The sequence below is a fragment of the Microcoleus sp. PH2017_28_MFU_U_A genome (assembly GCF_020738035.1).
In the GTDB taxonomy this organism is placed as follows: domain Bacteria; phylum Cyanobacteriota; class Cyanobacteriia; order Cyanobacteriales; family Microcoleaceae; genus Microcoleus.
This window is the reverse complement of sequence record NZ_JAEQCX010000023.1, coordinates 46363-69935: the sequence shown is the minus strand read 5'-3', so window position 1 is coordinate 69935 and position 23573 is coordinate 46363. Positions and strand designations below refer to the sequence as shown.

The 23573-nt window shown below is 46.2% G+C and carries 21 protein-coding genes; 9 read left to right on the top strand and 12 right to left on the bottom strand.

Annotation, left to right across the window (positions count from 1 at the left end; translation table 11 throughout):
• Window positions 1-244: 244 nt before the first annotated feature.
• Window positions 245-814, bottom strand: coding sequence for a hypothetical protein (locus tag JGK14_RS01660; RefSeq protein ID WP_293210479.1), 570 nt, complete (start codon window positions 812-814; stop codon window positions 245-247).
• A gap of 394 nt (window positions 815-1208) precedes the next feature.
• Between JGK14_RS01660 and JGK14_RS01655 the strand changes: the two genes are divergently transcribed.
• Both JGK14_RS01655 and JGK14_RS01650 read left to right on the top strand, forming a co-directional pair.
• Window positions 1209-1541 carry a DUF565 domain-containing protein gene (locus JGK14_RS01655; RefSeq protein ID WP_293176267.1) on the top strand — a complete coding sequence of 111 codons (333 nt, stop codon included), beginning with the start codon at window positions 1209-1211 and terminating at the stop codon, window positions 1539-1541.
• A gap of 488 nt (window positions 1542-2029) precedes the next feature.
• Window positions 2030-3127, top strand: coding sequence for a glycerate kinase (locus tag JGK14_RS01650; RefSeq protein WP_293216214.1), 1098 nt, complete (start codon window positions 2030-2032; stop codon window positions 3125-3127).
• Window positions 3128-3250: 123 nt separating this feature from the next.
• On the opposite strand, the gene JGK14_RS01645 is transcribed toward JGK14_RS01650, so the two are convergent.
• Window positions 3251-3628: a hypothetical protein gene (locus JGK14_RS01645; protein WP_293210481.1), complete on the bottom strand. Its 378-nt coding sequence runs from the start codon at window positions 3626-3628 to the stop codon at window positions 3251-3253.
• A gap of 321 nt (window positions 3629-3949) precedes the next feature.
• Between JGK14_RS01645 and JGK14_RS01640 the strand changes: the two genes are divergently transcribed.
• Entirely contained in the window at window positions 3950-4477 is a 528-nt protein-coding gene (locus tag JGK14_RS01640; protein WP_293191757.1) for an orange carotenoid protein N-terminal domain-containing protein, read from the top strand.
• A 158-nt stretch (window positions 4478-4635) separates the two neighbouring features.
• Here JGK14_RS01640 and JGK14_RS01635 read toward each other — a convergent pair whose 3' ends face one another.
• Together JGK14_RS01635 and JGK14_RS01630 are read right to left on the bottom strand one after the other, a co-directional pair.
• Entirely contained in the window at window positions 4636-4803 is a 168-nt protein-coding gene (locus tag JGK14_RS01635) for a hypothetical protein (RefSeq protein ID WP_293176276.1), read from the bottom strand.
• On the bottom strand, window positions 4800-6668 hold the full coding sequence (locus JGK14_RS01630; RefSeq protein WP_293216212.1) for a PAS domain-containing hybrid sensor histidine kinase/response regulator: 1869 nt from the start codon (window positions 6666-6668) through the stop codon (window positions 4800-4802). The genes JGK14_RS01635 and JGK14_RS01630 overlap by 4 nt, the downstream gene beginning before the upstream one ends.
• A 393-nt stretch (window positions 6669-7061) precedes the next feature.
• Between JGK14_RS01630 and JGK14_RS01625 the strand changes: the two genes are divergently transcribed.
• A complete protein-coding gene (locus JGK14_RS01625) occupies window positions 7062-7784 on the top strand; it encodes a response regulator (RefSeq protein ID WP_293149645.1) in 723 nt (240 codons plus the stop codon).
• Window positions 7785-8400: 616 nt separating this feature from the next.
• Complete coding sequence (locus JGK14_RS01620; protein ID WP_293176280.1) at window positions 8401-10053, top strand: alpha-amylase family glycosyl hydrolase; 1653 nt, start codon at window positions 8401-8403, stop codon at window positions 10051-10053.
• 183 nt (window positions 10054-10236) lie between these two features.
• On the opposite strand, the gene JGK14_RS01615 is transcribed toward JGK14_RS01620, so the two are convergent.
• Both JGK14_RS01615 and JGK14_RS01610 read right to left on the bottom strand, forming a co-directional pair.
• Window positions 10237-12891 carry an EAL domain-containing protein gene (locus tag JGK14_RS01615; RefSeq protein WP_293230268.1) on the bottom strand — a complete coding sequence of 885 codons (2655 nt, stop codon included), beginning with the start codon at window positions 12889-12891 and terminating at the stop codon, window positions 10237-10239.
• A gap of 447 nt (window positions 12892-13338) precedes the next feature.
• Entirely contained in the window at window positions 13339-13716 is a 378-nt protein-coding gene (locus tag JGK14_RS01610) for a DUF2267 domain-containing protein (protein ID WP_293176286.1), read from the bottom strand.
• 596 nt (window positions 13717-14312) lie between these two features.
• Between JGK14_RS01610 and JGK14_RS01605 the strand changes: the two genes are divergently transcribed.
• Window positions 14313-14768, top strand: a complete 456-nt coding sequence (locus JGK14_RS01605) for a response regulator (RefSeq protein ID WP_293216208.1) — start codon at window positions 14313-14315, stop codon at window positions 14766-14768.
• Here JGK14_RS01605 and JGK14_RS01600 read toward each other — a convergent pair.
• From JGK14_RS01600 to JGK14_RS01585, 4 genes are all read right to left on the bottom strand, one after another.
• Window positions 14737-15153 carry a DUF2294 domain-containing protein gene (locus JGK14_RS01600; RefSeq protein WP_293176290.1) on the bottom strand — a complete coding sequence of 139 codons (417 nt, stop codon included), beginning with the start codon at window positions 15151-15153 and terminating at the stop codon, window positions 14737-14739. The genes JGK14_RS01605 and JGK14_RS01600 overlap by 32 nt on opposite strands.
• 214 nt (window positions 15154-15367) lie before the next feature.
• A complete protein-coding gene (locus JGK14_RS01595; protein ID WP_293176292.1) occupies window positions 15368-15754 on the bottom strand; it encodes a BON domain-containing protein in 387 nt (128 codons plus the stop codon).
• Between the two features lie 236 nt (window positions 15755-15990).
• The gene (locus JGK14_RS01590) at window positions 15991-16437 is read right to left on the bottom strand and encodes an alpha amylase C-terminal domain-containing protein (RefSeq protein ID WP_293176294.1); all 447 of its coding nucleotides are present in this window, start codon (window positions 16435-16437) and stop codon (window positions 15991-15993) included.
• Window positions 16419-16706: a glycogen-binding domain-containing protein gene (locus JGK14_RS01585; protein ID WP_293176296.1), complete on the bottom strand. Its 288-nt coding sequence runs from the start codon at window positions 16704-16706 to the stop codon at window positions 16419-16421. The genes JGK14_RS01590 and JGK14_RS01585 overlap by 19 nt, the downstream gene beginning before the upstream one ends.
• 771 nt (window positions 16707-17477) lie before the next feature.
• On the opposite strand from JGK14_RS01585, the gene JGK14_RS01580 reads away from it, so the two are divergent.
• Window positions 17478-17726, top strand: coding sequence for a hypothetical protein (locus tag JGK14_RS01580; RefSeq protein ID WP_293176298.1), 249 nt, complete (start codon window positions 17478-17480; stop codon window positions 17724-17726).
• A gap of 387 nt (window positions 17727-18113) precedes the next feature.
• On the opposite strand, the gene JGK14_RS01575 is transcribed toward JGK14_RS01580, so the two are convergent.
• Window positions 18114-18938, bottom strand: coding sequence for a cyanophycinase (locus JGK14_RS01575; protein WP_293176300.1), 825 nt, complete (start codon window positions 18936-18938; stop codon window positions 18114-18116).
• A gap of 355 nt (window positions 18939-19293) precedes the next feature.
• Entirely contained in the window at window positions 19294-19491 is a 198-nt protein-coding gene (locus tag JGK14_RS01570) for a hypothetical protein (RefSeq protein ID WP_293149664.1), read from the bottom strand.
• 480 nt (window positions 19492-19971) lie between these two features.
• Here JGK14_RS01570 and JGK14_RS01565 point away from each other — a divergent pair, with 480 nt between their 5' ends.
• Both JGK14_RS01565 and JGK14_RS01560 read left to right on the top strand, forming a co-directional pair.
• The gene (locus JGK14_RS01565; protein ID WP_293210493.1) at window positions 19972-21234 is read left to right on the top strand and encodes an RNA-guided endonuclease InsQ/TnpB family protein; all 1263 of its coding nucleotides are present in this window, start codon (window positions 19972-19974) and stop codon (window positions 21232-21234) included.
• A 315-nt stretch (window positions 21235-21549) separates the two neighbouring features.
• Complete coding sequence (locus tag JGK14_RS01560) at window positions 21550-23460, top strand: ATP-binding protein (protein ID WP_325314702.1); 1911 nt, start codon at window positions 21550-21552, stop codon at window positions 23458-23460.
• The last annotated feature ends 113 nt before the right edge of the window (window positions 23461-23573 follow it).

Genomic DNA, 23573 nt, shown 5'->3' with positions numbered 1-23573 from the left:
AAGTCTACCGAAAAATTGCCTTCTCGAAACTGGGAATTCGATCTAATCCGGTTCAATTCAAATCTTGCAGCGTTCTCAAGAACAGGCAAGATGCCTGTTCCACAAGACATCAAGCTTCTTGTGGGGTGTCGGGCCCGCTCTTGAAAAACGCAATATCTCAGGTTCAATTCAAATCTTGCACCGTTCTCAACAAAACCGCAGAAACCGGGTTTCTCAATCAAAATCTCAGCCCGCAGCTAAGCTTTCACTGCTGCAAAGTTAATTGCCATTCTTCGGCTTTGGGATTCCAAGCGGGCGAGGCTGTCTCCCCGGCGACGTAAGGCCCCCAGTAGCGGCGGGAACCATCCTGAGCAAAAACCACCAGAATGTCTCCCTGTTTGACTTTTAACTTGCCCTCCGGCAGCGATAGCATCAGTCCCTTACCACCACCTTCCCCCGGCGCAAAATCCCAGTGGGCCGGTTTTCCGTAGGATTTCTCGGTTTGCCGTTTCGACAGCAAGGCCACTCGCACTGGGTGTTCGCTGCGGTTGCTGACTCGCAAACTGCCGGCAGCTTTGCCATTGACAGGGATTGAGGAATTGCTTTCTTCCTCTGCTTCTGGGGGTAACTCGGGTTTGGGCTTGCTAGCGGTGTCTGCGGCACCTGTCGCGACTCTCGAAACCGGGGGTGTTGGGGGGAGTGCGGTGGCTGCTGAGGGCAAATCGCTCGATCGAGTTGCACCGTTGGAGATGGTGATTTCAAAACGTCCGAGAAACATTCCTGTAAATAGAACGATCGCCATTCCAATTAATATCTGGTAATTTTGAAGTTTCATAAATTTTATGCTTAAAGGATAGACTGCACCCCTGCAATTAGTCCTACCAATCTTGAATGTAGAATCCGGGGCTACTGTGCCACAAGATACAGCTACACTTAATTACTTGACGGTTCGGGGCTATAAAGCTCCAGATCGCTCAATACCATTTTAGATGTTAAATTTGAGACTTGACATTGCCGGATACTGATCCGGTAAGGATTTGGGGTTGTTCGCGATCGGCATTTTTTAACCCCGCTCAAAAACAGCTACAAGCCCCGATACTCTTGAGGATCTAGCCAAAAACTTGAGACTCCTGTTCAATCTCCCAGCAGATTCAATCCTGCAAGTAAATCTAAAATCTAAAATCTAAAATCTAAAATCGACTGACTCATCCGCATAACTTTTAACTTTTATGCAGAATACCCGAATTAACAGATTGATTGATGTTCTGGGCGAGCAATTTGCACGCTGGGCTAGCAATCCTTGGCGGCGGATTTCGCTGCTGGTAATTAGCCTGCTGTTCGGCAATTTTTTGGGAACTGCTCTTTCGACGATCGCCGGACAAGCCGCTAATTGGGATATTATCGTAGCCGGGATGTTGGTGTTGTTCGCCGAGTTGGCGAACCGACTGGTTTACAGCAGCAGGCGGCTGGTGGCTGGTGCTTTGTGGGTGGAAATGCTCAATGCTCTAAAAATTGGCGTGACTTACAATTTATTTGTAGAAGCTTTCAAACTTGGCTCTTAAAAAATGGTAAAATATTTGTCGCTTGCAGATATTATTTGCCTAAAACTAGCCTCCCCTTAGAAAGTTTTGATACAAGTTTAAAAAAATAATTCCAGTCCGCGCGGCCTCCCAACTCATACAGAATTTTTGAATTAGACCTCTTGCACAATAGCTAGGAACGGGCAAGATGCCCGTTCCACAATTTTTTTTTCTGTGGAATGGGCATCTTGCCCGTTCCAAAATGTGATTAAAACGACTTTTGTAAGATATCTATTATTAAATCATATCGTGTCTGATCGATTAATCGCAGTAAAATTAGTTCGTAGTGCGGACTTTAGTCCGCAGCGTGAAAGCGGACTGAAGTCCGCACTACAAACAGTAAAATTAGTTCGTAGTGCGGACTGAAGTCCGCAGCGTTAGAGCGGACTGAAGTCCGCACTACAAACCATTTTTGTTATGGTAATCGACTCGATATAATATCATCCCATTATCCAATCCTAAAATCTACAATGGTTGGCTCGACTTTAACGCCTGTTGAAATTTTACACCGCTGGCGATCGGGCGATCGCCCGATCGCTCCCGATTTCGATCGCCTCGCCTGTTGGGAACTTGCCGACGATCTGCGATCGCGCGCTTTTAACATTACTCCTGACAACGCAGCCGATGTTGTCCGCCACAAAACCGATTTATTCCTGTCTGTACTCGATCGACTGCATACTTTCCCCGTCAAGTCAAGTGTTTTTCTAGAAAGTTTGTGGAATCTGTGGCTGCCACTGGCGATGCAATTATCGACTGAAAAACAAAGTTTAAACCGGACTTTAATTCAAGGAATTTTAGGAGTCCAAGGAACGGGAAAAACTACTTTATGCCAAGTTTTGAGGCTGATGCTGGGAAAATTGGGATATTCCACAGTCAGCCTTTCTTTAGACGATCTTTACAAGACTTATGCCGATCGCCAAAATCTCCAACAAGCTGACCCGCGTTTAATTTGGCGCGGCCCCCCCGGCACTCACGATATTGACTTGGGAATCTCCGTTTTAGACAAGTTACGCGCTTCTCACACGGGGGAATTAGCAGCATTTGACAGTCAAAAAATAGAAATTCCCCGGTTTGAAAAATCAGCCTGGGGAGGTGCGGGCGATCGAAGTCAATCAGAACTTATTTCCGGTGCGGATATTGTACTGTTTGAAGGTTGGTTTGTCGGCGTAAATCCAGTCGCCGATCGCAAATTGAACGAGTTTTTGGCGGCGGCGCCGTTTCCGATTTCCACAGAGGGCGACTGTCAGTTTGCGCGCGATATGAATGCGAAGCTGCACGACTATTTGCCACTGTGGAACCGATTAGATCGGTTGATGGTTTTGTATCCCCGAGATTATCGCCTTTCTCAAGTGTGGCGCAATCAGGCGGAACGGGAAATGATGGCTGCGGGGAAGTCGGGAATGTCAGAGTCGGAAATTAATCGGTTTGTGGAATATTTCTGGAAAGCACTGCATCCTGAGTTATATATTCAGTCGATGCTTGAGGGCGATGGCGTGGATTTGGTGGTGGAAATTTTGCCCGATCGCGCGATCGGCAAGATTTGTCGTGCGATCGACTTGATACATTAGCAATACCAATTTTAAACAAATTAGGTACGTAGTTGCGCTTCAGCGCTCTTAGCAAATATCAGCAAAGAGCGCTGAAGCGCAACTACGTACCTTAGAGGGCTAAATTTAAGTCTCGATTCTAAATTAACTGCCGGGAGTACCCATTTCGATCGCCTTTTGCACCAAATCGTCCGTAACATTGCCCGGTGCACCTGTGCGGTTAACTTCCTTAGCCATCGCTAAAAAATCATCGGGATTTCCCTGTGCATCCGCCGGCATTGGGATTTCTTTAGCAGCGGGAATCTCAAACTTAGGCGCAGTTGCAGCAGCGGCAGCTTCGGCGCCGGCACTCGTGCGATCGATATCGCTAACGCTGAATTCTTTTGAAGCTTCGTAGTCGGCTGATACATTAACCTCAGGCAACTTTTGTTCTCCAGCTTCTACGCTTTCAGTTATCTGTTGAGCATCAAATGTTTGAGTGTTATCTAATTCTGTATTCACTTGAGGATTAACTTCAGACATAGCCGACTCCTTGTTACTTTTATTTAACAATTCAATATAATTATTGTCGCTAAAATTCCTATTATTTTCATCTTCCCGCAGATGTATTGTTGGCTTCTATCTCAAGGATGATTTATTTTAAGACGTTGGCTCAGCATTACACCAGTTTCCGAAAACAAGACAACTCTCTGCAAGCTCAAAACCCTTATGAAATAAGTCATTTCAAAATCTAAAATCTAAAATCTAAAATCTAAAATCGCATTACCTCTCGGGGATGGTGACTTGTACCTACAAATGTTGATATTTATATATTCTGGAAGCATTTTTAAGGAATTTTAACTTATGAACTCACCCGCCGCGACCAATACTCACGCTCTCTCAGACGATACTCAAAACATGGTTGATAAAATAAACGGTTTGGGTACAGATGAAAAACTGGCACTGCTCTACTTTATTTATGAAAAAATGGGAGACTCAATTACACCAGCCGCTCCCACTGCTGCGGAACCAGAGTTAGCTCCCATGTTGCTAAATGATTTTTACAACCTTTCCCACGACCAACAACTGAATATAATGCGAGGTATTGTCAACGGTGACGACACGCCTTATTCTCGCGCTTACGGAGCTTTAACTGCTAACAATCAGTTGCTGGTTTGGTATGCTTGGGCTATTGATATGGGGGATAAAATTGTCGATATCCCCGAAGGATATGAGGCAACTGAGGCTGTGAATGGCGTGTTAGATCAAATTGAAGGTCTGGAGTTTGAACAGCAAATTTCGGTGCTGCGCGATGTAGCTAATAATATGGGCTACACCGATGTTAAACCAATTGCTACTCAGGCTCAAGTTGGGAAAACTTCTAGTCTTTAGATCGGACTTTGCTAAAGCCCTCACTATAAAATTGATTGCAGGTTCGTAGTGAGGACTTCAGTCCTTTCCATTCCTAAGCGGTAAGGTGCACACCCTACTGATATCAATTCCGGTTACACCGGAATTGCAGAGGAGACGGCAGTGCCGTTTCCCCACAATTAATAGCGGTAGGGAAACGGCACTGCCGTCTCCTCATTTCGGCTACTAATAATTCCGATGCTACCGGATTCGATAATTCGATATTCGATATTCGATATGACCTTCGTTAAATCCGTTACATCCGTTCCAAAATCGGTTGCCGAACTTGCTTCTGCTATCAATATCAAAAATGTTTGCAGTCAGCAATTGACTTTTTGGGGTTAATTTTTCGCGGGATTTCGATCGCAAATCTCGAACCTTTTTCTAGTTGACTTTCGACCGTAATTGTGCTGTTCATTATCTTGACTAACGAGGCACTAATCGCTAGTCCTAAACCAGTGCCTGGATATGGGCGGGTTGTGCTTTGGTCGGCTTGATGGAATTTGTCGAAAATGTGGGGCAGATCTGTTTCGGAAATGCCGATTCCTGTATCCCGAACGGTGATAATTAGCCGATCGCCCTCTAATTCCCCTACCTCAATGTAAATGCAGCCCTGATGAGTGAATTTAACCGCGTTGGAAATCAGATTCACCAAAACTTGCCGCAGCCGCAACTTGTCATTAACGATACACCGATCCTGCAAGCCCACGCAGACGGACATTGCCACATTCTTTTCGGTAGCTTGATTTCCGAATTCCAGAGCCACATCCATTACTAAATGCGCTAAATCAAATTCTTCAATTTCTAATTCGGTGCGACCGCTCTCGATTTTGGAGAGGTCGAGGATATCGTCGAGCAGGACTAGCAGGTTTTTGCCGTTATTTAAAATTCGCCCCACCATATCTATTTGCTGCGCGCTCAGCAGTTGTTTGTGCTGGCGCAGCAGCAATTGGGAAAAGCCGATAATCGCATTCATGGGAGTTAGCAATTCGTGGGACATGGTGGCCAAAAATTGCGATTTTAACTTTGCTGCTTCTAGCAGTTGCAATTTTTGCTGTTGAATGCGCCGCCCCTGATTTTCCAGTTCTTCCTGTTGGCGAATTAGCAGCTCGTTTTGCAAGTCTAAAAGTTGTTCCTGCTTTTTTAATTTTTCGATCGCCCGCGCGCTGTTAATCGCGATCGCAGCTTGTCTTCCCATCACCGCCAGCAGTTGCACAGATCCGCTGTCAATAGCCGTCCTGTCTTGGACATTACCGATCGCCAAAACGCCCAAACGCCCGGTTTCCCGCGACTCGATCGCCGCAGCACAGGCCGCCGCCGGCACTCCTGGGCCCGACTCTGAGCGCCACAGTTGAGACTCTCCCGTCGCAAACGCTTTCAGCAGAAGCTTGTCTTGTATCTGCGGGGTTCTGCCCGCAGAAAAGTTGGCCGCGCCCCCGACAGCGCTGAGTTTGAGGCCGCTGGAATCCCACTCCGGGAGCGCAACCAGGCAAAATTCAGCTCCGGCGATCGCCTCCACAGTCGCGTCTGCGATCGCTTGCAACAACTCGCACAAGTTACCGTTGCGCTGGCTCAACAAATTTGTAAACCGCTCGATCGCCTGCAAATCACTCCCTGCGTCTATTTTGCCCAAATTTTTGCCTGTGAAGTTAACTTCCGGACACGCTTGGCGGCGCCAAATTTCTGCTTCTGCTGCGAGCGAGCCTTGAGTTTGTGCGATCGCCTCCATATCTGTGTAAGTTCCCACCCACTCCAAAACATCATGACTGTCAGGGTTGGCGGGCGATCCTCTGGCCAAGTTCCAGCGGTAAGTGCCCTCTTGCGCCCGGAGACGAAATTGTATTTCGTAACTTTGGGGCGGCCCAGCATCCGGGCGCGATCGCGCCAACAGACGAGCGCAGTCTTCTGGGTGAACCTGCGCCAGATAGCCGAAACCCAATGCTGCTGCTACTGGTACCCCCGTGTACTCCTCCCAGCGCTCGCCTAAATAAGTCGCCCAGCCGCTGGCATTTGCTTTCCAAACTATATGAGGAATTGCCGACCACAGGCGATCGTTCAGAGTTTCGCCGTCGCAAACTAGGTGTTGGGGGGCTGTTATTTCTGATACCTTGTATAGTATTTCCGCGTCGGAAAAGTCCGAGCGAAAAGAGTTATTGGCGTGATAGTGAGTCATAACTGGTTTTATAAATAAGCATTCAACTTGAGCCCTAACACCGGCTCAAGACTCGTGCTGCTAGCTTTATTAATTTTGACGGCCAATGTGCATCAAAAGTTTTTATACTTTAAATCTATCTCGGTAGTGATATCTTTACCTCTATCAAGGGGCGGACAATGGGATAATTCAGTTACACTGTTTAAACATTGAGAGCTTACCTGTCCCGATCGCGCTTTCCCCGCGCCGCAAAATAATTTAAAAATTTACTTGCAATCTTGGCGGCTGCATGAGTATGCTGGAAAAAGATGTGCGGGCTGTCAAACCCTAAATCAGGACACATTCTCAAATTTACTCAGTTTGGCTGAGTCACTTGACGATATTTTAAAAGTTTAGCGGACTATTGGAAGAAAGATGAGTAAAATTCGCGTTGCTTTAATAGAAGACCACGACCTGACAAGAGTCGGCATCCGCACAGCTTTACAACAGCGTGACACCATAGAAGTTGTCGGGGATGCAGCTAACGCTACAGACGGATTGAAACTGCTTCAGTCTACCAAACCTGACGTGGCAATTGTAGACATTGGCTTGCCAGATTTTGACGGCATTGAACTGACACAAAAATTCAAAAAATCGATAGCAGCCGACTCCGATCCCGATACCAAAGTTTTGATTCTGACTTTTCAAGACAACGAAGAAGAAGTTCTGGCAGCTTTTGCCGCCGGAGCTGACTCTTACTGCATGAAAGATATCAGCTTCGACCAGTTGTTGGACGTAGTAAAAGTAACCCATGAAGGTAACTCTTGGATCGATCCGGCGATCGCTCGCATCGTGCTGAAACAAGCTCGCACTAAGGAGTCTGCTCCAGAAGAGCCGAAGCCTGAGGGCAAAAGAGTCACAATTAAGGCTGCCGAACCCGAGTTCAGTCACATCATTGAAACTTACCCTTTAACCGAGCGGGAGTTAGAAGTTTTGGAACTGATCGTGCAGGGTTACAGCAATGCTGCTATCGCCGAAAAGCTGTACATTACTGTCGGTACAGTCAAGACTCATGTCCGCAATATTCTGAACAAGCTGTGCGCTGACGATCGCACTCAGGCGGCCGTTCTCGCCCTGCGTTCTGGCTTGGTTGGATAAAGCCTCACCAGCAGGCAAAAGCAAGTTAAAAGTAGGGTGCGCCCGCGCACCTTACGCATTAATTTTAGGATGCGTACTGCGCGCCGACCGACTAATTGTTGGCGCTTGTATAGGGTATTATTCGGCGCACTTTACTGCCGAAGATATAGGCTTAAATCTCAGAATCGCCAGCCGAATAATCTGATGTTTTAAAAGCTATATTTAAGTCCGCATCTATCCTTGTGCAGATATTGAAGATCATCTTTTTCTGTGTAAATCTACCTTAAGATAGATGCCAAATACTTCTCAGATTATTAATACTTATACTTGATCAAGGTAAAGTTATATATAACAACCGCACCGGACGTTTAGAACGTTCTTAATTGCTCAAACCATTGGTTTTCTTCCTTATTTCTTCTTCTTCCTTCTTCCTTCTTCCTTCTGATAAAATTCCGATCGCACTGTCGGTATGGCGCGATGTCACTTCATAAAATGCGTAGGCTCGGCCAGATACTCATACTTTTAGGAATAGTTAAGCACTTACATAAATTATATCCGCAGAGTGATGCCAGAGTTCGCTTCAATTTGCGAGATTAAAACTATCTACTGCTACTGAAAAATCTTAAAAAGAGGCATTATGAGCGCTCCAATTGAATTTCAGTTATTTGCTCCCTACAACAAAGGAGCTGCCTTGATGGGGTCTTTTTCTAATTGGGAAGAAATTCCGATGGCAAAGGACGAAGAAGGTTATTTCCGCACGCGAGTTGAGTTGGAGGATGGCGTTTATCAATACAAATTTCGCGTGCAGTCCAAAAGCTGGTTTCTGGAGGCAGATCAGTGGGTAGATGTGGTAGATCCCTGCGCGACTGATATCGACGATCCCACTCAAAACGGCGCGATCAGAATCAAAGATGGCGATCGCATCGTGGATACCTACGTGTGGCAGCACGATGACAAACCGCTACCAGCCGATCGAGAATTAGTAATCTACGAAATGCACGTTGCCGACTTTTCCGGTGGCGAAGCCGATCCCCTCGCCCGCGGCAAGTACGAGCACGTCGTCGAAAAACTCGATTATCTAGTCGAACTCGGCGTTAACGCGATCGAACTCATGCCCCTCAAAGAATACCCAGGCGACTACAGTTGGGGCTACAACCCGCGCTACTTCTTCGCTGCGGAGTCCAGCTACGGCACCACCGAACAACTCAAAAACCTGATAGACGAGTGTCACGGGCGCGGGATTCGCGTCATCATCGACGGGATTTACAACCACTCCGAATCATCCAGCCCCCTCACCCAAATCGATCACGATTATTGGTACCACCACGCCCCCCGCGATCCAGACAACAATTGGGGCCCAGAATTCAACTACGAATTTTACGACGAAAACTTAGGAACTTACCCGGCGCGCAAATTCATCGGCGATACAGTCCGCTATTGGATTCAAGAATACCATCTCGACGGCATTCGTTTCGACGCAGCCCGACAAATTGCCAACTACGATTTCATGCACTGGATAGTTCAAGAAGCCAAAAATGCTGCTGGCCCAAAACCCTTTTACACCGTTGCCGAATACATTCCCGAAACTCCCAGCATCACCAATATAGACGGCCCGATGGACGGCTGCTGGCACGACAGTTTCTATCACTGCATAGTCGAACATATCTGCGGCGATACCTTTGATTTAGAACGGCTCAAAGATGCGATCGACTGCAAGCGGCAAGGCTTCTTGGGTGCTACCAATGTAGTGAATTATCTGAGCAATCACGATCACGATCGCGTATTCTCAGAATTGGGCGATCGCGGGATTTTGGATGAACCAGCATTCAAGCGGGCGAAGTTGGGTTCTGTATTGTTAATGACAGCAGTTGGCGTACCGCTGATTTGGATGGGCGAAGAATTTGGCGAATACAAAGCCAAAACGATCGAGCAAGCAAAAATTGACTGGACGCTGCTGGGAAATGACATGAATAAAGGTTTGTGGGAATACTACAAAGGCTTGATTCACCTCCGCAAAAACAACCAAGCACTTTACACCGAAAACATCGACTTTTTCCACGAAGATCCCGACTCGAAAGTGTTTGCTTACACTCGCTGGAACGATGAAGGTTCGAGAGTTGTAGTAGTTGCGAATCTGTCGGAAAATTATCTAGCGGGTTACAGCGTTCCCCACTTCCCAGCAAACGGAACGTGGCACGAATGGACGGGCAATTATGATGTGGAATCTGGCGATGACAATATTACGATTGACTTGCCGGAATACGAAGCCAAAGTGTTTGTTTGGCAGTAATCTGTTAGGTAGGTTGTTGGGCTTGGGCCCTCTGATTATATATATGAAAGAGCGTTTAGGTACGTTGTTGGGCTTCAGCCCTCTGATTATATATATGAAAGAGCGCCCAAGCGCAACAACGTACCTTTATTTAGGGTTACTTGCGAGGAATTTTATTTTTTACACGCACCATAGCAGTATTTCTCATTGTGAATCTAAACTACATATTTTACTCAGTTGATTTTCTAGATACAATTGGGTTGCGGCCGCCGCCGGTATGGGTTTGCTAAAGAAGTAACCCTGACCCATATCGCATTGAAGCGATTGCAAAAATGCCAACTGTTCTGCTGTTTCCACTCCCTCAGCAATCACCTGTAAATTCAGGCCCTGTCCCAGGGCGATCGCCACTTTCACAATCGTAGCACCGCTGTTGCCGTTGAGCAAATCTGCCACGAAGGATTTATCTATTTTTAAATTATTCAGTGGGAAGTTTTTCAGAGACCACAGCGAAGAATAACCTGTGCCAAAATCGTCCAGAGAAATTTGAATTCCCATTTGCTGCAACTCCTGCAATACCGACACCGTAAAATTTACATCTGTCATGGCAACTGTCTCGGTAATTTCTATTTCTAAATACTCGGGATTTAACTCGGTTTCTGACAAGATTTTAGCAATGGTTTCTACCGTGTTAGCTTGTAGAAACTGACGACCTGATAAATTCACAGCTACCCGTACTGGCGGCAATCCCAATAACTGCCACTCTCGATTTTGCAAGCAAGCTGTCCGCAGTACCCATTCGTCAATTTGGCAGATTAATCCTGTTTCCTCAGCTAAGGGAATAAATCGATCGGGAGGAATCAAACCGCGTTCGGGATGCTCCCAGCGAATCAGAGCTTCCATGCCGACTATTTGGCAAGTATTTAAGTTGATTTGCGGTTGATAGTGCAGCACAAACTCTGATTGTTTCAAAGCTTTGTAAAGCTGATTTTCTAAATTGAGTTCTTCAGAGACTTGATTGCCGATCGCCCGCGTGTAAAAATGATAATTGTTCCGACCTTTCTGTTTAGCTTTGTACATCGCAGCATCAGCATTTTTCAGTAAGGTTTCTGCATCTTCTCCGTCATAAGGAGCCAAAGCAATTCCCAAACTAGCCTTAGTATAAAGTTCCCGACCGTCAAAATCAAAAGGAGTGCTTAAACTCTGGATTATTCGCTGGCAAACCTTAGTTGCGTCCTCGGGGCTGTTGATATTGTACAGCAGCAAAGTAAATTCATCGCCGCCCCAACGGGCGATCGAATCCCCGAGGCGCAAACAGTTAGTCAAACGCCGAGATACACCTTGCAGCAACTGGTCGCCCACTGGGTGGCCGAGAGTATCGTTAACATTTTTAAATCTGTCTAAGTCTAGAAATATCACCGCCAACATTTCTGCATTCTGGTGAGCGTTAGCTAAAGCTAAAGACAGCCTTTCATTAAACAGCAATCTATTCGCTAAACCTGTTAATGGGTCGTGAGAAGCTTGATGTCGCATCATTGCCTCGACGCGCCTCTGCATGGCAGCCATGTACAGGTGAGTTCCTAATGATTTTGCTAGCTTCTGTTCCTCGCTGCTCCATTTTTGAGCTTCGCCGGTTTTGATTTCTTTCCAAGCTGCAAAGGACTGTCGGGGTCGATCGCTCCGGGCGTCGGAACTGCAACGGCCAGCCCACAAAATTTCGGTTTCTACGGCTGCGCGAAAAATGGTGAGACAGCCGATGCACTGTTGGCGGTATTGCAGCGGTACTGCCAAAAATGACCGAATGTCAGCTTCGAGAAAATTTGCAGATAAAGATTTGACTTGAGGTTCTTGAGCAATATCGGAAATCGCGTACAAGTGCGGGACGATTAAATTAGAAATATTTGTATCAATTGAACTGTAATGCTCGGAATATAGATTTTGATAAATGCCTAATTGGCTGGTACTGTCGGCAGTTTTTGGTTGCTCGTCTTGGTTGGCCCACCCCATGATCTGCTGCCAAAACTCGGTGAGTTCGAGATTGGTGTCTGGAGGCTGCTGCCCGCAGGTATAAAGTTTAGCCGGCCGATCGCCAAATTCGGCGGCAATGTACAAGCGTCCTCCCGAACCGTCCAAATGCTTGACACTTTGTTCGAGAACTGCTTGCCGAATTTCGTTTAGTTCCAGAGGAGAGTGCAGCAAACTGCTAATTTGGTTGACAACGGCTTCGTCGCGCGCTTGCTGTCGGGCTTGAGTGAGGAGAAAAGATTGGGCGATCGCAATTGAAAGCTGATCCACAAGCAACTGTACCATGTTCAATTCTCGATCGCTAAACCGTTTGGGTTGACTGTGGTGACAGGCCAGCAGCCCCCAAAGTTGATTTTGATGTACGATCGGCACCGTCAGAGAAGAACGCACCCCCATAGCCTCCAGATATTCTGCGTGACAGGGGTCTACAGGACAATAGCGAATATCTTCAACCGCTAAAGTTTGGCCGGTTTCGGGACAATCTAAGCGATTAATTATTTTATGCTGCAATCCCACATCTACAATCACTCGCTGCCGCGCTTTGACAAACATTTCGCGCGCACTAGGCGGAATGTCCCCCGCAGGAAAGCGCAAACCCAGCAGAGATGGCACATTTTCGCCGTTGATGGCCTCGGCAATCACCTCGCCGCTACCGTCTGCATCAAAGCGATAAACTTTTACCCGATCGCTTCCTAAAAAGCTGCGGATTTCTCGCGCCGTTGTCGTCAAAATCTCTTGCAGTTCTAAAGAGTTGCGGATGCGATTGGTAATTCGATTGAGTAAAATCTCTTGTTTTAAATTCGCTCTTGACGTTTGTCTAACTCTTCTGCGGGCCATCCCTTTTAATCTCCAGGGCAATTGACAGCATTTTTGCGAGCCACCTTGTTAACTCGTCCTGAACTATAGACTACAACACTTTCGCTCAGTCTGTGGGATTTACGCAACCAGAGAGCCAGAAACCCAGTTTTTAGGAATATTTTGGGTTTTTCTACAAATTTTGGGTACTAAGGAATGAAAATTAAATAACTTACAGTTTTTATTGTTCTTGTGGGATGGGCGTCCCGCCCGTCCTTTCTAGACGGGCGGGACGCCCATCCCACAAATATGTGTAAATTATTTAATTTGCGATCCTAACTGGGTTTCTCAACAGACTTTGATGCGGACTAAAGTCCGAACGATCAAACCAATCTAGAAAGCGGGTCGATCGCACAAGCTTCTGACTGAGAGTGCAGAATGCTGGAAGAGTAAACCGGTTGCTCAGTATTTATACTGGGAAATATCCCGTTAAGCCGACTCCCAAATTTCCCGAATTCTCTCCGGCAAAAAGCTCGCTATTTCCTGAATTCGCTCCTGGGACAACTCATCCTTCGTTGCCGAAAATACACCCGCGATCGCAGTTTCCGATTTTACTCCCGAAGGAAGTGAGCCTTCTAGTTCGACCCTCCGTACAAACAAATTGGAATCGATGCCCAAAGGTGCAGGCCCGCGCAAAGGCTCACGCACCCGGCTTAGCAATCGTACCAGCGGATTCGTATCTTTCCAGAGGTCAGCTATTTCTGTTTGGAGGGTTTTGTCGTCCGTAGGTAAAACTTCTTTGTGCAGTTCGGCTTCCACGCGATCGCTGGCTTCTGTTGTCATCAAATCGCGCGGGCGGGCTTTCAACCAATTCTTTCTGGTAAGTTAAGTCGTCTCTGATTGCAATTGTCATCAACATCTCCTAGGTTAATATCTGGTAAACAGTCAGTAAAAAATGATATTTTTACGGGTTTAATTAGCGATAATTACTACTTAAAAACATTGAAATCTAAACCGGAGAAATAAGTATCTCTCAGCAGGTGGAAGTTGTTAAATTTATGTGCCTCATCTAATCTTTCTTTAGGTAGATACACGGAGGATATCAGTAGTGTAATGTTGAGGGAATTCTCAAAAACTGCGGCCACTCTTCAAAGCAAAAATTAAGCTAGGATAGTTTATTAGCAAGCTTTTTCCTAGTAATCGCCTCTTGTTGTCAAAGCTGACGCAACCTTAGGGCGTAAGTTGGCAATTTGCCCGGGGATCGGTAAAATTATGGAGATACTGTGGGAGCGATCGACTGGTGCAGTCTTTGCCAGAACTCGCAGCCATATTGTACAATCTGGTTAGACCGAAGACTGGCCATCTGAGAGCTACAAATACGAGCCAATCTGTTTCAAGTGCCCGAGCGCCACTTGAAGAATGCCTCGGGTACAACTTTTACGATCGTTTTTCGATCTGGATTTATGAACTACCCTACGTGGAATCAGCATTTGGAATCTTCTTTAAATATGGGTCACCTGGCGGTTGACAAGCGTCCTCTCGTATTGGCTGTAGACGACAATCACGATAACTTAGAGCTGCTGACGCAAATACTCGATTTATTCGGCTGCGAGTGCGTAGGAGCCATGGACGGGTACAGTGCTCTTTTGACAGCAGTCTCGCGCTCTCCCGACTTAATCGTACTCGATATTTGTCTGCCCGATATAGACGGTATAGAATTAGTAAAGCGGATCAGAGAAAACCCGGATCTCAGACATATTCCGATCGTGGCCGTCACAGCACTAGCAAAAACAGAAGACCGGGATCGGATTCTCGAAGCAGGCTGCGTTGCATATCTTTCTAAACCTTTCAACATCAAGGATTTAGAACTAATTATCCGCCACCACCTCAACCATCAGCCACTTCTGGTTGAGTTTTAGACTTAGAAGTAGCATCGCGAACTTGAGGTGCAGACTCCAAAATTGCGATCGTTCCGGCGCGACCGGTCTCCAAAGTGGCATCGCTGAGGAGATCGATCACTCCCACACCCAAAACTTCTTTGATTAAGTCTTTCAGTGGCAATTCCAGAACTGACTCTAATTGCGATCGCACCTGGGAAGCCAAATCTTGCTGACCGTTCTGAGCCAGCAGTTTTTCTGGTTGAGTAATCGCATTTTCGATTACAATGATTAATTTGTTATCCAAAAGATTGCAGAGCGCCTGACTCGTTTGGTGTCCGAGTACAGATCGGTACAAAGCTTGAATCCCTTGCCCAAGACTCCGTTCTAATGTGCCGCGAGTAGGTACTAAATTTTCCCCGGTCATATTTTTTATGTACAGCAAGATCGCTCAAAAAAATACTTAATCGTTAACAGTTAACTTGTTAACCGTTAACTGTTCCCAACAACCGTCGCCCTAGCCAACGGGAGCATCTCAGTTTTGCAAAAAGCATTTTTTTTATTATAGTGCTGTCCCCGCTCGCGTATTCTACAACTCGCGAGCGGGGACAGCACTATAAATGCCAAACTGAGATGCTCCCCTAGCCAACAGTAACTTGATTGGTTTCCACCCCAGTTGCACCATTAATGCTTTTAGCAATTGTCACCAACTTGGTTACAATTTCCTGACTGGGAACTGTACCTTTGAGAACCACCGTAGTACCGTGTTGAGCAACATAAACAGTCTCAATGTCCGCCACATCAGGATTTGCATCGAAAGCCTGAGCCACCCGTTTAGCTAAACCGCTTTGATCGTATTCTCCATTCAATCCCATGCGTTCCGGCGGGATTGTTTTAGTCGCAGCCGCAGCAGGTTGAGTTTGAACTTGAGCTTGAGATGGAGCTACAGGTGCTTGGTAAGCAGGAGCTTCCACATTTTCTTGATTTTCCAGTTTTTCTAAACCAAACAGTCTTTTTAGCCAGCCCATAGAAGTTACCCTCTCACAATATTTTTGTTAATTGACATTTGGCACGGCGCCGTACAATTCTTATGCTCAATACCAGGAATTGCGATCGCCATTCAGGACGCATACACCGAGTTGTTATGGCCATCAGGCTCGGTATAAAAACCCGGTCGATCGAGTTGTATGTGCCAGTCATAAATACAATTTAATCTTCTACAACTTCACCAAACCTCTGCCTGGGGACATAAATTTTTCTCATCTCAAAGAAATACATGAGCCGACCATTCCGGCAAATCAAACTTAAAGTCTTCTTCCCCAACTCCTACAATTTTGTTGTACATCCACTCGTGCCAATTTCCGGTATCGGGAAAGTTAGGAATACAGTAATCAGATAGATAAGTGTCCGAAAAATTGGCCACCACTACTATTCGCGAACCATCATCGTTCCAGCGATAGTAAGCGAGCACTTTAGCTTCGGCATTTTGGTGGATAAATTCAATGTTTTCGGTGTAAAGTGCCGGAACATTTGTCCGCAATCGAATCAGGTGTTTGTAGTATTCCAACAAATCATGATTCTGCTGATTGTTCAACAAAGACCATTGCAATTTATTCGGCTGGTTGGGGGTTTGGCGAGTGGATTGTCCGAACTCTTCGCCCATCCACAGCATCGGTATTCCTACTGCTGTGACTAGCAAAACTGCTGCCAATTTAGCGCGTTTAAAATATGAGCAGTGCTGTCAATCTCAGTAGCGTAGGGGTCATTAACTTTTACCCATTCGTCGGTTTCAAAACAAGGACTCTGCGACTGCACTCGGAACTTATATTGATAAATACCGCCTGCGAGCTGAATTTTAGTGTGGAAATAACCTCTATCATCTTTTTCTAAGGGAATTTCTTCCCATTTAGAAAAAGAGCCGAGCACTGTAGCTGCTTTGTTGTTGGGAGCGAAGAGTTTGAATTCAATTGCAGCGGCCATGAATACCTTTTACGCAGAACTTATAACTGTGATTAGTATTCATTTTTACAATTTTGCCAATCTGTCGCCATCGTTCTTAAGAGTTAAATCGTAACTCGAATGTTGTCACGAGTTCCGCGCGCACCCTACAGGGTGGTTTTATTGTCATCATAAAAATTAGGTACGTAGTTGGGCTTGGGCCCTCTTTATCTATACGTCTCAAGAGGGCCCAAGCCCAACTACGTACCTTTATCTCTCCGAACCCCTGAATGAAATCAAAATTGTAGCTAAAGTAACTAAAACTTATCGATCGCTGTTTATGAAAATTAATTTAACTTTTGATAACTAGATAAATCGCCTTCAGATATTAATATTTGTAACTAAAGGAACATTTTTTAGCTGACAGAGCTAATACCGTAGAAAGATGTCATTTTAGGCGGAAACAGCGAGGATGAGCTTGTAGTTATCAAGTAAGGGAAACCAGAAAGATAAATACTTTATTCAACTGGATTCTCGGGCGATCGCCTTTAAGTCAAGTTTGAGCGGATCAGAGCAATGATTATTTTTGCTTATACCTTGGTAGCACTTGTTTTTTAGTCAAAGACTGGGAAACTGTGCAGAACCAAAATCAGCTTAAACGACTGCTGCTACCTCAGTAATTGGTAATCGGTGAAAATTTCATCCGTCCCTGTTACCTGTTAGATCTTCCGAGCAGCGGCTAAGATGGCTCTAAAAGTTTAATTTGGGATGTTGACGAATTACCGTTACTGTAAAAACTCTGGAGTGTTAAAAATGCTAAAACAAATGTGTTGGTTGCCCAGATTGGGAGGCAATGGAGAAAAGATATTGCACCTGCGTACCGAAGCTCGTCAAGCGTGGCGGCCTTATACAGCTTTTCCGCAGTTCGCGGTTTCGGACTACATGGAGCCAGGGGGTTCTAAGGGATGGGCAACTTTTCAGAGGCTGATAACTCAAGGGTGGAATTTAGTATCGACTGAAGATGGGCAGCAGTCGTTTTTTGACGAACAAAAAAGTGCTTAAAAAAGCAGAAACGGCAGCAATAAAAGAAGAGGTAAAATCCTCTTCTTTTTATTAGTGTCTTGGACGAAGTATCAGGTTTTTTTAACCCTGAGATCGTGTCCGGTGGATTACCATCACAAAAATGTTCGTAGTGCGGACTTCAGTCCGTAAAAAGCTGCGGACTGAAGTCCGCACTACGAACAAAAAGGTTTGTAGTGCGGACTTCAGTCCGCTCTCATGCAGCTTCTATAACCACTAAACTAAGAGGGCCCAAGCCCAACAACGTACCTCATAGGAGAGCTCGATCCGCTATACTTCGTTCAAGCACTAAGGTGCGATCGATCGCACCCTAGATAATTTTGAGATTTTTGGACAGTTGCAGGTAAGTTGCCCGATCGCCCTTTCTGACTATGCTACCGTTGCTACCCTATCGAGCATCGGCTGGCGAGTTTTCAAATTAAACCGGTATCCGTGGGGGAGGATGTGCAACTTGGCCCCGCAAATCGCCAAAGCCTCATCCTTCAACAGTCCATCCATATTGTCGTGGAGTTTTTCCGACTCGTCGATGACAGTTACAGCCCCTTCGCCAATGACTTCAACCACGTCACCGCTGACTAAAATAGCTGTATTTTCGTCAATCCCAAATCCCAAGACTGCTGGTTGCAACAAGAGTGCAGCAACTAAGCGTCCCAGACGGCCTCGCTGGGCGAAATGCTGGTCGATGACAATTCCCGGCAGGAAACCCATTCCCGGGCCCATTGCTACCACGTCAACGCGAGGATTTGTCTCGGAGTCTCCTTCAATAATCATCATGTCTGGCATCATCGCCGCGCCTGCACTGGTGCCGCCAATAATCGCCCCTTCGGAGTAGCGTTTGTGCATAGCTGCGTCGAGTTTGGTATCTTTCAAGCAGCTAATAATCCGCGCTTGCTCCCCGCCGGTAAAGAATATGCCAGTCGCTTGTTCGATCGCTTCTAAATAATCTGGATTGTCAGCATCTTCGGCTTTCTGGGTGTCAACCACTCGCACATCTTCAGCGCCCAGCCTCTCAAACACTCTGATGTAATTATCTCCGACTTCTCCTGGGAGGCTGGTAGCAGCCGTCATCACTACAATGCGGGCTTTAGTGCCTCCAGCACACCGCAAGAATTCCCGCAGAATTTTGCAATCCCCGTCTTTGTCTTCGGCGCCGCCAATAATTAGCAACTTTCCCTGATTTTCGCTGCCAGCCATACGATCTGCACTCTTAATGGATTATATTTCACTAAAACATAACATTTTTGTTTCCTAACACTGCCAAAAGGTAGAGATTGATACAGAATAAACATCTGATTTTGATAGGTGTTGGAAGCACGCAACTCAAGCATTCCGGTTATTTCGCTCGAATGCGGGGCTGTAACGCGATTTTTTATAAAAAACTAACCCCTCCTCAGGCCATGGAGGAGGGGTCAAAAAATGAGTTTACATTACAGTCTTGGACGCGCGACGGGGTATCAACCCGATTTCTGACTGGAGACTTCACCCATAAACCTCTTATTTTTCGTATCAACCGGGTCGATCGGCGCTTCTAGATTAGTTCGATCGCGAATTAGTGCGATCGCTCGATCAAATTGCTCAATACTGTACGCGCTCGTTCCAAAGGCAGGTGTCGGGGTTTGCCGTTCCAGACAATCTGATATTCGTTGCTATGTTGACCGTCACCGTACCCAGAAATCAGCTTCAAGTGAAATGCTTCCTCAGCTAATTGATGAACTTGATCCCTGAGAGCAGTTTGTGCGATTTTCATAATTCTCTGCCTCTTAAATCCTTTTTCACAGTCATAGCCAATTTTAATTGGCCGTGTACCTCTCAAAAGTTATAGCTTTTTTTCATTAGTGATTAATAATTTAGTCATTAGTAATTTAGTCATTAGTGATTAGTATTCGTAATGGCGAATTGGTAATTGGGAATTGGTAATTGGGCAATTCTCCCCCTCTCCCTCTCTCCCCCTCTCCCCCTCTCCCATTCTCTCCCTCTCTCTGCAATATAGTGGCGATCGCACCCCATGAGGTATGCCAGATTCTGCGAATGTCAGGATTTGTAAACGGTGGCGTCTGTACCTCCAAAAACCCGATCGAGTCTATAGTGCGTATGCTGAGAACCCCGGTCTTTCCCGCAGGGTATGAAAGCTAGAGGCAGGCTTAAGCCAGCAGCGTCAAAATGTTTTGAGTTCAGCCCGGAATAATCCTACAAAATGGTGTAGTATTTTGTAGGAGGTAATTGAACAATGCTGACATTAACTTACGAGTACAAGGCAATACCCACGGATGAGCAAATCCAACTGATTGAGCGCACTTTAGATGTGTGTAGAAAGGTGTGGAACTTTGCTTTGCGTGAGCGCAAAGACTGGTACAACTCGCGTAAGTGCCCAATTAATGCTTGTTCAATTACCTCTGAGTACATGATTCCAGCGGATGCGCCATACCCAAACTACTACGTACAAGCCAATGCGCTAACTCAAGCAAAGACCGTTTTTCCTGAGTTAGCAACAGTCAACGCTCAGGTCTTGCAGCAGGTTTTAAGGAAACTTGAAACCGCGTTTGTAGATATGAAGCGCAAGGGAATGGGGTTCCCCAGGTTCAAGAAGCGTGATGCAATGCGATCATTTGTATATCCACAAATGGGCAAAAGTCAATTCTTGAAGGGTAATCAAATCAAGCTGCCTCAATTGGGGTGGATGGGGTATATCAAGTCTCGCGAAATTCCTGACGGGTTTGTAGTTAAGCAAGCTCGAATTGTTCGTAAGGCTTCTGGATACTTTCTTATGCTGACACTCGAAAGCGCTGTTAGCGTCCCTGACACTGTGCCCACAGGATACCCTGTTGGAATTGATTTAGGGCTGGACAAATTTGCTGCAACTTCTGAAGGCGCGCTGATAGAGCGCCCAAAGTTTCTAAATTCACTGCAACGCGAGTTGACATTACTGCAACGCAGACTGAAGCATAAAAAACTGGGCTCTGGCAATCGACGCCAGCTCAATCAGAAAATTGCACGACTTCATCAACACATTGCCGATACCCGCAAAGATTGGCACTTTAAGCTAGCTCACAAACTTTGTGACGGCGCGGGGATGTTGTTTGTAGAGGATATTGACTTTCGGGCATGGGCTAAAGGGATGCTCGGTAAGCATACTTTAGACGCTGGGTTTGGTCAATTTGTATCCATCTTGGAATGGGTATGCTGGAAGCGCGGCGTTTACTTTGGCAAGGTAAATAAAGACTTTACCTCCCAAGTGTGCCCACAGTGCGACACCCATACTGGCAAAAAAGAATTGAAGGACAGGATTCATTCTTGTCCCGAATGCGGCTACATAACTCATAGAGATGTTGCAGCCGCGCAAGTGATCCGCAATCGTGGGATCTCTGGGGTGGGACGCATCCTGGACGAAATTGCCTGTGGAGATGGTCTGACGGGGACTGGCAACAGTCTAGTTAAGAATCAGAGAAGCAGGAAGAAGAGTGGAGAAGCGCAGCTTAAGCCCGCTTCGTAACATCCTTTAAGAATCCCCGTGCATTCATGCCGGGGAGTACGTCAAATGCGCGATCGATTACCGATTACCGGAAATACCTCATCTGTCTGAGACTCTACAATAGAGCTCTTGCTCCCGTCAAATTCACCCCCCGCAAGTCCCCCCTTAACAAGGGGGGAAACAAGAATAATCTTGCTCCCGGACCTGATTCAAGGTTCGGGTTGGGATGGGGTGCTTTGTATTTTTGCAAGAGTTCTAATATCTATGCCCGCAGGTAGTATCCAATGCGCCGACAAGAGAGCTAGTGTGACAAGTTAGCTCAAAGGAGGTCAAAAAATGCTTCAAGAAAAAAATACCGAGACAACCCGCGTCAATGCTAGAAAAACCGATGTTTTTGATATTTTCAACTTCAAACATTACATCGGGCCAAACCCTTATTTAGAAACAGCGGCTTTAGTTTTCGATTTTGCGGTGACGGAGGCGATCGCACCACAGCCGATCGCACATTATCATGAAATTATTGGCGATCGCTACCCGCAACTACTAGGCGAAACCTTCACGAACCACGCCCAACTGTTCGGCCGCACCGCCTCAGAAGTAGCAAAACTCGACATGGGTTTGCACTTCCAACACTGGAACGTCAAACCATTTTCTCACTTTAGCAGAATCAGCATAGAAGCAATTCACGCCCGCAGCGCCAGAGCCGTAGTTTACGCTGTTTGGGATTGGTTTGAAGCCATCAATCAAAATCAAGATTTCCCCCTAGAAGCACAAATTGGCGCGCTGCAAAATATGTTCCGCCAGTCTGTTTACGGAGGCCCGACAGTTTATTCATTAATGCGATCGGCATCCCAAAAAGGCATTCCCACATTTTATTTGTGGGATGAAGGATTGATGCAATACGGTTACGGTAAAAAACTGGTGCGTGGCTCTGCCACAACTTTTGATTCCGACAGCCATTTAGACTCGGATTTTACCACGCGCAAAGACGATTGTAAAGCTTTTCTTGCTACCTTAGGATTTCCAGTTCCCAAAGGCGATATCGTCTCCACAGAAAACGGAGCTCTGGGAGTTGCGAGAGAAATTGGCTACCCAGTTGCTATCAAACCAGTAGTCGGTCATAAAGGAATTGGCGTCACCGCAGATATCCGAGATGCAGAAGAATTGCAGGCGGCTTTTAAAAGAGCAGTCAACGCAATTCCCGAAACATGGCCCGTGCGAGTTATTGTGGAAAATAGCATCAAAGGAGCGGATTTTAGGCTGCTGTGCGTTGACGGCAAGTTTGTTTCTGCAACTGAACGTCGGCCCGCTTGGGTAACAGGGGACGGCGACTCAACTATTCGGGAATTGATCCGCCGCGAAAACCGCAAACCAGAACGCTTGGACACGCCAACTTCGGCGATGAGCAAAATTCAGTCCGACGAAGCGATGGAAATGTACCTGGAACAACAAGGGCTGTCATTGGATAGTGTCGTAGAGCGCGATCGCACTGTATCTCTTCGCAAAGTAGCCAATCTTTCCGCAGGCGGCGTCAGCATCGATGCTACCCGCACCATTCACCCGGATAACATTGTTTTAGCTCAAGATATCGCCCTGCATTTTCGGTTAACTTGTTTGGGGATTGATGTTGTCACAGAAACTCTCGCCAAATCTTGGAAAACCGGGAATTTTGGGATTATCGAAATCAATGCCGCGCCGGGAATTTTTATGCACCTCAACCCGGCTGTCGGAGAAGGGGTTGATGTGCCTTCACATATTATTGATACTTTCTTTGATTCTGGAAAGTCAGCCAGAATTCCGATTATTACGTTCAACCGAATTTCGGTACACGAACTGCAAGAAACAATTGACCACATTCTGTTGCAACATCCTGATTGGACAATCGGTGCTGTTTGTCGCACTGGACTTTTTGTCAACCGTTCTGAAAAGGTTTTGCATAAAAATTACAATCTTAATGTGCAAACTTTGCTGCGAAATCCTAAACTCGATTTGTTGATTGCTGAATATCCCGAAAATGTTTTGGAAGCTGAGGGAATGTTTTATCAGGGCAGTAATATGGTGGTGCTGGATAATCCGGGGGAAACAGAGATGATTTTGCTCAGAGAAAGCACTGATGATGATACTGTGGTGGTGCGGGAAGGCAATAGTATTTCTATCCGCCGCCAAGGTTTGATCGAACAGTACAGTCTGGAGGATGGGGAACCGTTTACTCGGGTGTATTTGAAGGAAATTGGGACTATTTTGTAAGGTGCAAATTGCCACTTGAGTAAGGTGTGGGTTGCATACAATTAAATCAACACAAAGGTGCGAATTATTACTCGCACAAAGTAATAAGCGCACCTTCGTGTTGACGGTTAAGT

Bases quoted from the DNA above. Each gene is read 5' to 3' on its own strand.
- JGK14_RS01565 (WP_293210493.1), top strand. From the start codon at position 19,972: ATGCTGACATTAACTTACGAGTACAAGGCAATACCCACGGATGAGCAA.
- JGK14_RS01620 (WP_293176280.1), top strand. From the start codon at position 8,401: ATGAGCGCTCCAATTGAATTTCAGTTATTTGCTCCCTACAACAAAGGA.
- JGK14_RS01585 (WP_293176296.1), bottom strand. From the start codon at position 16,706: ATGGCCGCTGCAATTGAATTCAAACTCTTCGCTCCCAACAACAAAGCA.
- JGK14_RS01640 (WP_293191757.1), top strand. From the start codon at position 3,950: ATGAACTCACCCGCCGCGACCAATACTCACGCTCTCTCAGACGATACT.
- JGK14_RS01655 (WP_293176267.1), top strand. From the start codon at position 1,209: ATGCAGAATACCCGAATTAACAGATTGATTGATGTTCTGGGCGAGCAA.
- JGK14_RS01650 (WP_293216214.1), top strand. From the start codon at position 2,030: ATGGTTGGCTCGACTTTAACGCCTGTTGAAATTTTACACCGCTGGCGA.
- JGK14_RS01580 (WP_293176298.1), top strand. From the start codon at position 17,478: ATGCTAAAACAAATGTGTTGGTTGCCCAGATTGGGAGGCAATGGAGAA.
- JGK14_RS01615 (WP_293230268.1), bottom strand. From the start codon at position 12,891: ATGGCCCGCAGAAGAGTTAGACAAACGTCAAGAGCGAATTTAAAACAA.
- JGK14_RS01560 (WP_325314702.1), top strand. From the start codon at position 21,550: ATGCTTCAAGAAAAAAATACCGAGACAACCCGCGTCAATGCTAGAAAA.
- JGK14_RS01595 (WP_293176292.1), bottom strand. From the start codon at position 15,754: ATGGGCTGGCTAAAAAGACTGTTTGGTTTAGAAAAACTGGAAAATCAA.
- JGK14_RS01575 (WP_293176300.1), bottom strand. From the start codon at position 18,938: ATGGCTGGCAGCGAAAATCAGGGAAAGTTGCTAATTATTGGCGGCGCC.
- JGK14_RS01605 (WP_293216208.1), top strand. From the start codon at position 14,313: ATGAACTACCCTACGTGGAATCAGCATTTGGAATCTTCTTTAAATATG.
- JGK14_RS01600 (WP_293176290.1), bottom strand. From the start codon at position 15,153: ATGACCGGGGAAAATTTAGTACCTACTCGCGGCACATTAGAACGGAGT.
- JGK14_RS01660 (WP_293210479.1), bottom strand. From the start codon at position 814: ATGAAACTTCAAAATTACCAGATATTAATTGGAATGGCGATCGTTCTA.
- JGK14_RS01645 (WP_293210481.1), bottom strand. From the start codon at position 3,628: ATGTCTGAAGTTAATCCTCAAGTGAATACAGAATTAGATAACACTCAA.
- JGK14_RS01625 (WP_293149645.1), top strand. From the start codon at position 7,062: ATGAGTAAAATTCGCGTTGCTTTAATAGAAGACCACGACCTGACAAGA.
- JGK14_RS01630 (WP_293216212.1), bottom strand. From the start codon at position 6,668: ATGACTCACTATCACGCCAATAACTCTTTTCGCTCGGACTTTTCCGAC.
- JGK14_RS01570 (WP_293149664.1), bottom strand. From the start codon at position 19,491: ATGAAAATCGCACAAACTGCTCTCAGGGATCAAGTTCATCAATTAGCT.